6 protein-coding genes are annotated in these 14,024 nt (G+C 43.4%); 1 reads left to right on the top strand and 5 read right to left on the bottom strand.

The window, feature by feature from the left end:
* Window positions 1–7: 7 nt before the first annotated feature.
* The 4 genes from MKZ07_RS19145 to MKZ07_RS19160 form a co-directional block, all read right to left on the bottom strand.
* Window positions 8–6,202, bottom strand: coding sequence for an amino acid adenylation domain-containing protein (locus MKZ07_RS19145; RefSeq protein ID WP_341027166.1), 6,195 nt, complete (start codon window positions 6,200–6,202; stop codon window positions 8–10).
* A 15-nt stretch (window positions 6,203–6,217) separates the two neighbouring features.
* Entirely contained in the window at window positions 6,218–7,423 is a 1,206-nt protein-coding gene (locus tag MKZ07_RS19150) for an acyl-CoA dehydrogenase family protein (RefSeq protein WP_051493441.1), read from the bottom strand.
* Entirely contained in the window at window positions 7,423–8,145 is a 723-nt protein-coding gene (locus MKZ07_RS19155) for a thioesterase II family protein (protein ID WP_036694872.1), read from the bottom strand. Before MKZ07_RS19155 ends, MKZ07_RS19150 begins: the two co-directional genes overlap by 1 nt.
* Window positions 8,146–8,365: 220 nt before the next feature.
* The gene (locus MKZ07_RS19160; RefSeq protein WP_341027168.1) at window positions 8,366–12,187 is read right to left on the bottom strand and encodes an ATP-binding protein; all 3,822 of its coding nucleotides are present in this window, start codon (window positions 12,185–12,187) and stop codon (window positions 8,366–8,368) included.
* A gap of 151 nt (window positions 12,188–12,338) precedes the next feature.
* Between MKZ07_RS19160 and MKZ07_RS19165 the strand changes: the two genes are divergently transcribed.
* The gene (locus MKZ07_RS19165; RefSeq protein ID WP_036694871.1) at window positions 12,339–13,094 is read left to right on the top strand and encodes a LytR/AlgR family response regulator transcription factor; all 756 of its coding nucleotides are present in this window, start codon (window positions 12,339–12,341) and stop codon (window positions 13,092–13,094) included.
* An 18-nt stretch (window positions 13,095–13,112) separates the two neighbouring features.
* Here the strand turns inward: MKZ07_RS19165 and MKZ07_RS19170 are convergent, their stop codons facing one another.
* Window positions 13,113–14,024, bottom strand: a complete 912-nt coding sequence (locus MKZ07_RS19170; RefSeq protein WP_051493439.1) for a sensor histidine kinase — start codon at window positions 14,022–14,024, stop codon at window positions 13,113–13,115.

Below are 14,024 nucleotides of genomic sequence, written 5' to 3' on the forward strand. Positions count from 1 at the left end.
TATAATGTCAGCGGCGTTTGCTTCGATTGATTAATGCTTGTCTCTGTTTCGCCGCTTTCTCGCTAACAGCTGTATCCGCAATGGCTTCATTTACAAGCAGTTTACTCTGCGATTCTGCATCTTGCTGCATTAGGAACGCGGCCAAGCTGGCGATCGTAGGTTTTTCAAAAACGCGGACAACGGGGAACTGAATCCCGGTCTCTTGTACGATCTCTCTCCAAGCCCGGGTGATTGTCAATGAATCAATCCCAAGCTCCAGGAAGCTTTTGTGGACATCAAGCTGGGCATTCATGCCTGATTTCGCGAAAAATATACGATGGATTAGAGCTTCCATCTCATTCATTGCCGGGTTCGTGTTCCCCTGATCCGTTGGCCGTTCAATTGCCGGTTCCGGCAATGCCTTCAAATCGACCTTGCCAACCGGCGTGAGCGGCAATCTGTCCATAAATGTAAAGGATGAAGGCACCATATAATGCGGGAGCTTTTGAGTACAATATTTACGAATTTCCTCTTCTACTCGTTCTGGGAAGGACTCAATGGGTAAGTTGTCTTTCGCTTCCGTAGGAACTCCCCGCAGCGGATCTGCATAATCAACCCCTCCAGCCAATAAAGTATGAAGAAGGATATGATCTGAATCCAACGCCAATAGTTCGGGAACCCGACGCTCATCGGTTAATGCACCGATTTGGCATACTCCAATTTCATTCTGAATACCAGAGGTCTCCAGCAGCTGTATGATTAGACCCGCTTCAATCAGGCAATAGTCTCTGGAACGTTTGCCGTACAAGGGTTCAATCGCCGGGAGCTTTCCTATCAGGAAAATCGTAAAGGCCGCCGATTCGTATATCATTCTATTCTCAATGACATGCAGATCCCCATTCATTTCCTTGGAGGTACGGAGAGGAATCAGCGTATGATCCAAAGGATGATAATAATAAGTACCTCCGCTTAATCCAGCTACCTTATTGTCCTTAATACATAAATACACCTGCACAGGGTATAAATGTCCTGCCGAACCATAGCGGAAACGTTCTGCATCCCCAACTTCCCTGCCTTGCAGACACCCTAAGAAGCTGGAAAGAGTCCGCAGAGACACCTGAGTATCCAGAAAACGTCTGGAGCTGGACCGTTTAATATAATCGTCATGATCGAATGGTTGCGCCTCCAGCATTATCGTGTGTTCTCCCGTTTCTCCGGATTCACGCATTAACATTTCAGGCGCTCTAAGTCCCTTGTGGCTTAGTTTAAAAAGAATCCTTTCCTGCTTGTCAGTAATGAAGCTGTCGTCCCGCAGCTCTTGTGACATATTGCGGCCGAAATCATCTCCGCCTTGTTTTGCCATGTCCTCTGACTCAACCGCTGAATGCAGAACAAGATAGGAGGCTAAGCTGGCGTTTCCTTCTTTACCTAAGACCTTCTTAACTACAGCTCTTCTTACCTTCGGATGCTGATGAATCACGCTCTCGATTTCGCCCAGTTCAATACGGAAGCCGCCCAGCTTAATCTGGAAGTCTTCACGGCCCAGGAATTCGATATGACCCTCAGGATGAAAACGCCCTAAATCTCCTGTTCTATAGATCCGTTCACCTGTAACAGGATGCTGCACAAATGACCTCTTCGTCTTTTCCTGATCCCCAAAGTAATTCAAAGCGACTCCGGCACCGCCAATGTACAATTCGCCTGTCACCCATTCCGGGCAATCACTTAAATCCGGGTGAAGCACGTAAAACTTTTGATTGGACAAAGGTTTCCCGTACGGAATACTGCTCCAAGAAGAATCTATATAACGGAGAGGATGGTAGATCGACCAGATAGATGCTTCAGTAGCTCCGCCGAGACTGATAATTTCCGTAGCAGGCCCAAGCCGCCAAATACGCTCAGGAAGATGTAATGGAATCCAGTCACCACTCATTAGTACCGTCCTTAATTGGATGCTGCATCGCATCGCTTCTACTGTCTCCACCAGCATCTCCATCAAGGATGGAACCGAATTCCAAATCGTAACTTTATGCCGCTTCATCATCTCTAACCAATGTGCAGGGTTGCGTTCCGTAGACGGATCAGGGATAACAATAGCTCCTCCCGCCAGGAGAATTCCAAAAATATCGTACACCGACAAGTCAAAACTGAGAGAAGACAATGCCAAAATCCGATCCTTTTCATGAATCTCAAACTTATGATTAATATCCAGAATCGTATTAAGTGCTCCCCGGTGAGAGATGGACACCCCTTTAGGCAGTCCTGTTGATCCCGAAGTATATAACACATAGGCCAAATCATCCGGACTGGCATCAGTCTCTACAATTTTGACCTGCTCCTGTAAAATAGTCTCATCCACGACACAACAGGTTATGCCGGGAGGCAGGCCCTTAAGGAGGCGTTGGGCGAAAATAAACCTGACACTGCTATGCTCCATCACATATTCTTGACGCGCTTTAGGCAATGCAGGATCTATGCACACATAAGCGGCTCCTGCCATTACAACTCCTAGAACAACTACGATTTGTTCCCAGCATTTTTCCATAGATACAGCAATTAATTCATTCGGCCTAGCTCCCTGTGCTTTTAATGAAGCTGCAATAAAACTGGCACCGTTCAATATTTCCCCATACGTTAATGTACGTGCAGATGTAATGATTCCTGCATTCCCCGGCTTTTGAATCGCATGCTTCACAAACCGGCTGTACAGCATCTCATCAGGCACTTCGGACAACTGTGCTTCGGTCCGGTTATACGTAGTTCTCCGCTCCAGCTGCTTCTCAGGCAGAAGACCGCCGTCCAGACTGCTCCATCTCTCTGAATGTAAGGCCAGTTCCTCCAGGTATTTAATGTACACATGGAATAGATCATCCAGCATCTTATTTGGAAACAATTCTTCTATGGCATCCAGGCTTAGAATCAAATCGTCTCCCTCTTCATACACCTGGTGATCCAGGTACACCTGAGGCGTCTGGGATTGGGTCTCTACTTTTCCAAAAAAATTGTCGCCTCCACCGAATACCATGGAGGATTCGCTGGATATCGCACTTGTGAAGACTACTGGCAGAACAGACTCATATGGTGATTTCCCCCACTTATGACCAAGATCCCTAACTACATTAACACCACTGTAATAACGGTGATCCATATCTTCAGCCAGTTGGCGCTGTATCCGTTGCGCATAGTCCGCAAAGGATTCGGCTCGTGCCAGGTCTACTCCAAATACCAGAACTGAAGTGAACTCGCCAACGAGCAGGTGAATATCGGGATGAAGGGGCTGCCGGTTAAAGAGCGTCAAGTTCAGTGAATATTGTGCCGATTGGCTCCACATTCCGAGTATTTTGGAGTACGCCGAAAGAATAACTACAGAGGGCGTCACTCCGTGTAAGGAAGACTGTTCCTTTAACTTGTTCCACAGGTGTGAAGGAAGTGTGTAACTCCGGTGATGGAATTTGATTTCACCCAGATTCATTAACGACTTAACCAATGGCAGGACGGGGGCCTGAGGCAGCTGCTCCACACGATTTTTCCAATAAATCTCAGATTTCCGATATAACTCAGTTCCCTTAAGCAGCTCTAACGCATGGCAATAATCCCGGAAGGTGTAATTTAATTCATTGAGCGATGTTTCCAGATCTACATACGTCTGGTACCACTCTTTAAATAGCAGATTGATGCTCCAGATATCCGCAATCATTAGATCAATACTGAAATGCAAAATACTTTCCTGTGGGCCTAGCTTGCTATGATGAATTTCAAACATCGGCCAAGTATCCAGAGGGATAACCTGATGACTGAGTTTGCGTGTTATTTCTTCGCAGTGATCTTGTTGAAGGGTTGAATGCAGTGTACTTAAATCGTGGTAAGTAATATCATAGCTTGAGTTCGAATCTACTATAAGCTGTTTTCCGTCTGAAGTGATCATAGCTCTGAGCATTTCATGGCGCTTTACAATTTTCTGCCATGCAAGGTTTAATCGCTTATGATCCACATCCATTCGTTTCACCTTTATTTCGAGGTACCCGTGAGCGGCAATTCCACCTATCTCAAAGCCTTCATTACGCCCCATCCAATAGGCATTCTGAAGCTCCGTCAAAGGGAAGGTTTCACTCTCTACGTCCTTAATAGAACCGAGCGCTGCCAAATCCTCTAATGGATGTATTGACCCTTCTTTCGAATGGGTGAAATCCTTAATAATACATGCCAATTCCGCTAACGTGCAGTTGAATAGATCAGCCAGTTCAAGCTGGCACAGGAACATATCTTCGATTTTTTGCTTGAGCATCATCATCGCCATTGAATCGAGTCCCATAGTCACCATACTGCTTGTAATACGGACTTGCTTGCAGTCTATACGGGTTGAACTGCCAACTAGCTCAAGGAGGCACTTCTCGATTTGCTTTAATTCAGCGGATGGTTCTTTCACATCATTATTGTCCTGACCGGCGATACTGGTATGCAACACATCAAGCTCACCCTGCAAGTAGGCTTCTTTACACTGCTTGCGCTGAACTTTTCCACTGGATGTCTTATGTATCCCTCCAAAGCGCAATAACAAGATCCCTTGTACTTGTAATCCATGAATTTCAGCAACAGATTTACGTATGCTGTCACAGATCCCCAGTGCATCTATCCGGTTGGTCTCCGTCCGTTTAATTTCTTGGGCGATATATAAGCATTCCTGATTCCCCTCCGTGACAGCAAATGCTGCGCAGCTGTTAGGTACAAGCTGGGGATGGCAATGGGCTGCCGTAAACTCAATATCATTTGGATAATAGTTCGAACCCCGGATAATAATTACGTCTTTTATTCTGCCGCTAATGTATAGCTGCCCTTCCCATACAAAACCCAAGTCGCCTGTACGCATAAAAGGCCCTTCTCCCGTTACAGCCAAATAAGCTGCGAACGTATCGTTAGTGCTCTCAGGTTTATTCCAATATCCAATAGCGACGCTATCTGATGATACCCAAAGCTCTCCGACATGCCCCTCGGGACACTCTGTCAGGGTATCAGGGTTAACAATCACCACCTGTGTATCCGCTCTCGCTGCTCCCACACTGCAGTAACGTATCGTACCTGAATCCTTGCCGGCCGGTTCAGCGATATTCTGCTCAAGCTTATATTGATCTACATCCAATACCCGGACCGGACCACCCGTCGGCTTATGGGCTGTTACCGTAAGTGTCACCTCTGCCAGACCCCATGCAGGGGCCATAGCATTCTCCTTCCAGCCGCATACTTGGAAGGCCTGATTGAACACTTCCAGAGTAGAATATTGAACAGGTTCAGCACCGTTAATGGCTATAACAATGCTGGATAAATCTAGCTCCTGCTTCTGTTCGGCTGTAGCATGGAGAACGCAATGTTCATAGGCAAAGTTGGGCATAAGTGTCATGGTACCCTTAAAATCGGATATCGCTTTCAAAAACCGGAACGGTCTTGATACGAAATCTGCCGGCTGCATGAAGACTTGGCGATATCCTGAATAAATGGGCTGTAAGATCGTGAGCACAAGTCCCATATCATGATAATGAGGAATCCATGACACGCCAATGGAATCCTGTGTAAGGTCAAAGCTCCATTGGTTAACATCCATATTGTGCATGATGTTGTTATGCGTGATCATGACTCCCTTAGGTGTAGAGGTGGAGCCTGAAGTATACTGCAGGTAAGCCAGTTCATCTCGCTGGTAGTTCATTGGCTTGAAATCGTCCGGATTCACTTCCTCCGCCTGTTCCACTGTTAACCAATTAAAGGTTGTGCCGGAGAATTGATTATCGGTAAATTTTTTGATCGTTGAAATGCGCTTGCTATCGCTCATAAAGATTTGGGGATCACAGTCCTCTATGATAGACAACATCCGGTCAGACTTTCTTCTAGTAATGAAATGATAGAGAGGGACGGCAGTTACTCCCGCGTAAAGACAACCCAAAAAAGCGACAATAAAATCCAAACCATCCGGATACATTAGAATGGCCCGTTTCCCGGACAACCCCAAGCTTTGCATATAAGCAGCTACCTTGCGTGCTCCTGTATCCAGTTGTTTAAAGTTCAGCTTATGCTCCTGTCTTTTGTTACTCAAATATGTGAGAAAACAAAAAGCTGGTTGATCCGGGTGGATCGCTGCACGTTTTTGCAGTATCTCGACAATTGTTGAGTTCTTTTTCAATTCCTCAGAATCAAGAGTATCCGACGCTTGGACCACAGCATATAAGTCTCTCATGCAATATACCCTCCACTATTTAATTTTCACATAATGCCTTGCTATATTACTAAGCTGTATATTCGATGTGCCTTCATAAATCGTTCCGATTTTAGCATCTCTATATAACTTTTCTAATACATTTCCTTTCATGTATCCCTTCCCGCCAATAATCTCCAGGCATTGCGAGGCAGCTCTTTCCGCCACCTGAGAAGCGTACAGCTTAACCATGCTTGAATGAAGGACAAGCTCTCTAAAGTTACATTTAGCTTGTTTCATCCGCACCGCATTGTAGATCATTAATCGAACTGCCTGAATTTCCGTTGCCAGCTGAGCAAGAGGAAAGTGTACCCCCTGATAAGTGGAGATATATTCTCCAAATTGAATTCGTTCTCCTGAATATTTCACAGCTTCATCAAAAGCGCCTTGCGCAAGGCCCAACATTTGAGCACTTATACCAATTCTTCCATCTGACAACGTCTCAAGCAGGATCATTAGCCCTTTGCTTCGAGAACCCAAAACATTCTCATCGGGTACAAACACATTATCCATAATCATGTCGCAGGTGGAGCTTGCCCGGATTCCCATTTTTAATTGCGGCTCACAAACAGTTATTCCTTCAGATACGTTCTTGTCAATGATGAATGCGGTTAAATGCCCGCTGCTGGATGACTGTGCTGGATTGGAGGAAGGAACCTTCGCGAACATGATGAACAATTCGGCTTCAGCCGCATTGGTTACCCAGTGTTTTTTACCGTTCAAAATATACCCGTTGTCTACCTTCTCTGCCCGACAGGTCAAAGAGGCCGCATCACTGCCCGCTTCTTCTTCCGTAATGGAGAATGCACCTACAGTGCCGTTCGCCAATCTTGGCAAAAACCTTTCTTTCTGCAACTCGGTTCCCCAGCGTATAAGTGCATTAACTACCAGTGTATTATGCACATCGATAAAGACGGCTACTGCCGGATCAACAATTGCCATTTCCTCAATCGCCAGGATCGAATAGAAAAAGGGATGTGCTGATCCCCCATACGCCTCAGGAATTTCTATATTCATCAGCCCTTCTGTAAACAGACTATTTATAAGTCCTTTATCCATCTTCGCGTCATTATCCATTTGATGGATAAGCGGGCTAACTTCTATCTGGGCAAAATGCTTTACATGATTCTGAAACTTCTTCTCCTCATCCGAAAGATAATTCAGTGGTGCGGTTTCTTTTTTATGCGCAGTTATTGTTCTCATTAGTAACTCATACTCCTTTCAGCATATTTTCTGCTCAGCAGTGTCTCATTAATTAATGTTGTAACGCTCTTGGCTTGCTCAAAAAGATAGAAATGCCCTCCCGGGAATTCGATGAAGCTACAGCTTCCAAGAGTATAGTTCTTCCAGGCTTTGTTATCGGATTCGGTAAGTGTTGCATCCTCCTCCCCAGTTAATACAGTGATATCCGAGTTCCAGAGAAAGCCCCTATCTCTATATGAATATGTTTCTAACGCTCTATAATCGGCCCGCAAAATCGGGATGAACATCTGAAATAACTCCTTGTTCTCAATAAGCTCCCGTGGAGTTCCTCCTATCCGGTAGATTTCGTCGATGAACTGCTCTTCAGGGAATTCACTTATAGGACGTTTAGTACCCAAATGTGGCGGAAATCTCCCGGAGAGAAATACATGCTGAGGTTCATAGTATCCTGCAAGCAATAACCTGTTAATAAGCTCAGTAACGACAATAGTCCCCATACTGTGACCAAATAATATGTACGCAGAGCCATCCAGCTGCCTCCGAACCTTATTAAAGGCATCATCCACCATTTCCTCAATACTGCGGCATAACGGTTCTGTAAAACGGCTGCCTCTACCTGGCAATTCCATTGGAATAACGGATACCACGCCTTGAAAATAATCCTTCCAGTTCCCGTAAAACATGGCCGAGCCGCCTGCATAAGAAAAGCAAAATAACTTCATATACCAGTGACCTCCTCCCTCTTTCCAGAAAAATCTGTATTCCGCTCCCAATGTACTAACTATAAAGGGAGAAGTAGGTATAAATAACCCCTTTGTCCAGATAGGACTAAAAATGGACAATTAGGCTGGAAATTCGACCTCTTTCGGTAGAATGGATGCTTCGGAAGACTCCATAAAAAAAGAAAGCAGGATATTCTCCCACTCTCTTATTTGAATTTTTTTAATATACGTTAAGCTTTCGCCTTGAATAATCATGAATAAGGTACGGAAGGTCTATCAGCATTTCTGTTCCTGCACCCGGTTCGGTGATCACTATAATAGAACCATTTAGCCGTTCAATCAATTCTTTGACTACTGATAACCCGAGCCCATGACCAGCATAAGAATTCAGCCCAAAGCTTGTTGTAACACCTTCTTCAAAAATATTGTTGACTAAGTCTTCTCGAATGCCTTGTCCGTCATCCATAATTATGCAGTGAAGCCTTTCATTATCGTGGTGTAGTGAAAAATGACATTGAATGGTGCCGTAAGGGCTCTTGCCCCTGCTTATCCGCTCACCCGAAATCTCAATTCCATGTACAATACAGTTTCGCAGCAGATGGGTCAGGATCTGTGAGATTCCGCGGTGAAGGTCCACATTAATTTCAATATCCGCGCCTGTAACGACTAACGGATTTATGTTCTTGCCAATTTCTCTTGCCAGTGTTAACAATTCTTTTGAATTTAAATCTGTTACCTCTGAAATACTTTTTAAGCTTGTTGTTTCATTCCCAGACACATGCGCCTGCTCCAAGAAGGTTTCCCCAAAAATTTCTTCAAGCAGCTCCATATCCTTCTGAATCCATGTATCAAATAATTTCAATTCATCTATTATTGTTGTTAAATCGCCTTGCTCCTTATGTGCTCTCCTTGTGAATTCATATAATCGTTTCTCCATCTCGTAAATATTGGATGAACTTGTATGCATATGAAATGATTTAAAATATCCTTTGAACGTATGTATGGTCTTATATATCCCCATCACCTCCTCTAACAACAATTCGTGTCTGCCTTCAATCAGGTAGTTTAGAGAAAGGGAGTACTCACGGTATTGCTGTAAATAATCACAAAAGAGATTATGATTGCTTCTTACCTGTACTATCATTCTCAATTGCTGCCGTTCCTTTTCCAGATGCTGCTCCAACAATCGTTGCTGGGTGATGTCCTTGATGGTAACTAGGCAAATCTTTTTATTTGTCTGTTTGCAAGTAAAGAACCGGTACTGAATTCTATAGAGCAGATCATCTGCTTCATACGTATCCGGCAATAGGGCAAGATAGGTATCTAACTGATTTTTTTTAAGTTGTGAATGAAAAAGCTTCTTAAGAAGATCCCTAACAAATTGTTGATTCTCCGCATGATGCGGGCAAATTAATCTGGGGAAATCATACTGTTCAATAGAAAAACCGAATATCGCCAGGCATTCCCGGCTGTAGTCCGCTTGAACCTGAAGATCGTCTTCAAATTGCAAGAATCCTTGTCCCGCATGATCTAACATGTTTCTGATTCTACTTATTCTTTCAGATAGCATAAGTTCTATATTTTTGTTGCTCTTGGTTAACTGGGTATGCATTTTTATACGTGCCAACAGCTCCTGCTTTGACACGGGTTTGACTAAATAATCGTTTACTCCGGCATCCAGGCCCTTTGCCAGGTCTTGCTCAAGATTGGAGGAAGCCAACATAATGATTGGCAGATCTCTAGGAGAATACATCTGCCTCAATCGTTGGGAGAGTTCAAATCCTGACATCTGCGGCATCATAATATCCGATATAATCAGATCAGGCTCAAATCCTTTATTGATCAGCTCAATGGCCTCACTCCCGCTTAATGCGAACATAACCAGATATTGCTCAGATGACAAAAAGTTGAGCAAAGCTTGAGCATTAATTGGCTCATCATCAACAATGAGAATAAACGTTTTCTGAGAATATCCAGCATCATTAGGCAGATTGTGTTCTGCAGCCGGGTCCGTCATATCATATGTATCTGCAGCTATGCCTTCCTCAGGAAGGTGAACCGAACAGCCGTTAGGCTCCGAAAAGATGGGGAGTGTAAATATCACGGTGGTTCCCGCTCCCAGGTCTGAGATGAGATGAAAGTCGCCGCCGTGGGATTGAACCAAGTGTTTAGCGATTACCAGACCTACTTCCTCTCCTCCTCCATCAGCAAAGAATTGGGTATCCGCTTCTACACAGCTCTCGATGATTTCACACCTCTCCGGCGTTATCCCCACTCCTGTATCCCGAATTTCAATCTGAACATATCCTTCGATTACCTTCGAGCTAATCTCTATATTTCCCCAATTGGTAGATTTAATAGCAGTTTCGATTAGATAATAAATGATTTGCTGAACACGGCCTTCATCCGCATCTACAAGCGGAACATTGGGATCAATCCTATTCGCAATTTTTACTGGTTTACCCTGAAGCTGAGTACGACAAGAAAGGATAACCAGTTCGGCTATCTCTCTTAACGAAATGGCCTTACGATCCAGGGTTGTTATTTCATACTTAAGCTTGGTAAAGTCCAATATTCCGTCAACGAGATTAGTCAGCCTTTTCCCGCTGATCACAATCATGGATAAGCTCTTTTTAATCACTTCGTCTAAATAGCCGCTTCTGCCCTCTATAAGTGAATCTGCAACCCCAATCATCCCTTTTAAAGGAGCAAGCAGTGCATGGGAGGTCTTGAACAAGAAGTCATCTTTCATGGTATTCAATCCCCGTAGTTCCTCATTCTGCTCCTCTAATTTCATTAAATATAGCTTATTTTGATCAGAAATTTTCGAAAAGCGTCTGTACAGAAATATGGAAAAAGTCATCATCATACACAATAAGGACCAGGGCAAGGAAATTTGTACCGGATGAGGCTGCAAATTCATGCCTCTTCCCGGAAGAAAAATAAAAGAATGCAAGAGGTGATCAATGTGATCTTTCATATTGATTAGCAGAAATACGAATACGCCATAGCTTAATATAATCAATTCCTGATCCATTGTTCTTTTGATTAGAGAAAGGCTCAAGGTAACACTCAGAATTGAAAACACAACAAAAACAAAGACAGAAAACAAGATGTGATAATTAATTCTGTCCAGTAGCTCCATATCAAAACACATCAATGTGATTACGAAAAAGAACAGCAGAATAGCTCCTTGCTTTAACACTCTTATTACTTTATTGTTAATCGTCTGCTTCTGGTACATCATTTCTACAAGCGAGAGAAAGGGTACGCATATAAAAGAAATAGCTGTAATATGGAGATAAGAATCCAGCACCGGAGTGTTCCACAAAAAACGGGTCTGCACCTGCTCAGTAACAGCAATAATGCCACCACTTACAGAAAACAATGATAGATGTAGTAGTGAAGGTTCTTTTTTGTATCGAAAAAAAACGAAGAGTGCCAAAAAACCCACAAAACCTAGAATGACACCAGCCGCGTAGTTATCAAGATCCCCATAGAAAAGCTCTCTAATTACACTCGAATTAGTGCCTATCATTATTTTGGGCTCAAACCCAAGATGTCGGCTATTTGAATTGACACGAAAAAAAACATCGTGTCCCAGCAATTCTTCATCTAATTCAATATAATGCGAAGTCCAGCTGGCAGATGATTGTTGAGACGGCTTCAAATCACTGGAAGCATACTGCAGCTTATTGTTAGAGTATACTTCGAACCTATCATGAACCCGGTAAATATACAGATAAGGATGCTTCCAAGCTGCATCTGGAAGTTTAATTTTAAACCATACATACTGTTCTTCTGTTTCTCGTGCTCTGGATAGGAACGTTGAGCTAGAAATCTCCCACGGAGTTTTGTCCAGATAGGTCCACACAGGTACTCCGCTTTCATCATAAGGGGAATCGCCAAGACGGTACTCCGGCTTGTCCAGTACTACAAAAGAGGAAGTGGTATGACTACTATGAACAAGAAAATATCCTCCATTTTCCAAACAAACAATGATAAAAATAAACGCACAAATATATACCATATGCTTGAGCATCCCAGACAACCACCCCTGCTTCTCCGCTCATAGGTTATTAAAGTACCTTCCAATAATATAGCTAAGAAATAACTCATAGACTTTTTTCTGTCAAAAATATAAAATATACTGAAAACACTCATATGATTCTCAATTATAAAAGGAGATCGCCATGAAAGAACGATATTCTTGTATTGTTGCAGAAGATGACTATCATGTAAGAAAACAATTAATTCAGGCTGCCTTAGGTGCAGGACTCAATCTGCTGGATAGCGTCTCCTCGGGAACAAGATTAATGGAAAGTGTAATGAAGTACAAACCTGATATCATTATTACCGATATTCTTTTGGACAGAATGGATGGTTTATCCGCTTGCAGCAATCTAATCAAACAAGGATTCCCGCTGCAAATTATTGTGGTTTCAAACTCTTTTTTGCCCGAACATTACAGTATTGGATTTGAACTGAATCTGGTGGACTTTATCAACAAGCCTATACAGGAAGCCCGACTGGACAAGGCTCTCAGGCAAGCCAAAACCAACCTTAATGAACAAAGACTTCTCAACCAGTTGCTACACGAAAAAGCACATTTGATCAATATTAAACAACGATATTACGACATAGATGTTAATGAAGACCATATTTTTTTTATAGAAAAGACAGACAAACGATTATTCAAAATTTATATGGCCAATAATTCTGTCATAGAGACCAGTACGAATCTGGAGCAGATCAAAGAGCAATGTTCTCCTAATATATTCATTCCCCACCGTAGCTATCTGGCCAATATTATACATATACAAGCAGTTATTCCGTTCCCCTCTATACCGGGAAATCACGAAATTATCTATCCAGACAGTCATTACAGGGTACCCTTGACCAGAAGGAACTACGCAACTTACAACCTATTAAAAAACAGCCTTCTGTAAGACGCTTTAGCTGCTTCATTAAGCTCTAACCACCGGCAACGTTATTTGAAAAGCTGTCCCTTCCCCCGGGCTGCTTACTGCCCGAATATGTCCGTGATGCTTCGTCACAATCCACTTGGCGATAGCAAGCCCAAGACCGGATCCCCCACCGTCTCTTGATCTGGCTTTATCAACCCTGTAAAAGCGGTCAAAAATCTTCTCCAGATGTTCCGCTTCTATTCCCACACCGGAATCGGCCACTGACAGTTCTACAGTCTTGTCTTTCTTGACCATTTGAACTGTAATTTGGCCGGATCGGTCAGTGTAACGAAGAGCGTTATCCATTAAAATAATGATTAACTGCTTTAATTTCTCTGGGTCTCCCCAGCAGTATGTATTCGGTTCAAGATCGAAAACTAAGGTAACGTCTGCATTAGCTGCATGAGGTTCAAAAGGGATAAGCGCTTCAAGAAGAACTTGATCCAGATCCATCCACACCAGGGAGAAGGGATGCTCATTGGCATCTGCACGTGAAAGCATCAGTAGATCGTTAACCAGATGGGTCATTCTTTTATTCTCCATGAAGATATTATCCAGCCACTTTTTCTGGCTCTCAACGGTCTCCTCAGGGTTGCCCAACACAAGCTCCAGATTCGTCTGAATAACAGTGATTGGCGTACGCAGTTCGTGCGAAGCATCCGCTGTGAAATCAATTTGTCTCTGCCATGCCTTTCTCGCCGGAACCAACGCTTTACCGGCAATGAACCAGCTCCCCAGAAATACCAGAAGTAACGTAATGAGGAGAAGTGGAAGTGATTTATACAGCAAAGGAAACAAAGCATCATGATTGCGGGGTGATTTCCAGTAAATCGCCAGTGAGAACAATAACACTATACTGCCTATTACTGTGATATTAATAAATGTTAATCTCCATCTGACCTTTTGAAGCAT

Source organism: Paenibacillus sp. FSL P4-0338 (assembly GCF_038002365.1).
Lineage (GTDB): Bacteria > Bacillota > Bacilli > Paenibacillales > Paenibacillaceae > Paenibacillus_AQ.

What these genes read in the sequence shown, in the direction of transcription:
- MKZ07_RS19145 (WP_341027166.1), bottom strand. Translation starts at nt 6,202, where the DNA reads ATGAGAGACTTATATGCTGTGGTCCAAGCGTCGGATACTCTTGATTCT.
- MKZ07_RS19150 (WP_051493441.1), bottom strand. Translation starts at nt 7,423, where the DNA reads ATGAGAACAATAACTGCGCATAAAAAAGAAACCGCACCACTGAATTAT.
- MKZ07_RS19155 (WP_036694872.1), bottom strand. Translation starts at nt 8,145, where the DNA reads ATGAAGTTATTTTGCTTTTCTTATGCAGGCGGCTCGGCCATGTTTTAC.
- MKZ07_RS19160 (WP_341027168.1), bottom strand. Translation starts at nt 12,187, where the DNA reads ATGCTCAAGCATATGGTATATATTTGTGCGTTTATTTTTATCATTGTT.
- MKZ07_RS19165 (WP_036694871.1), top strand. Translation starts at nt 12,339, where the DNA reads ATGAAAGAACGATATTCTTGTATTGTTGCAGAAGATGACTATCATGTA.
- MKZ07_RS19170 (WP_051493439.1), bottom strand. Translation starts at nt 14,024, where the DNA reads ATGCTTCAAAAGGTCAGATGGAGATTAACATTTATTAATATCACAGTA.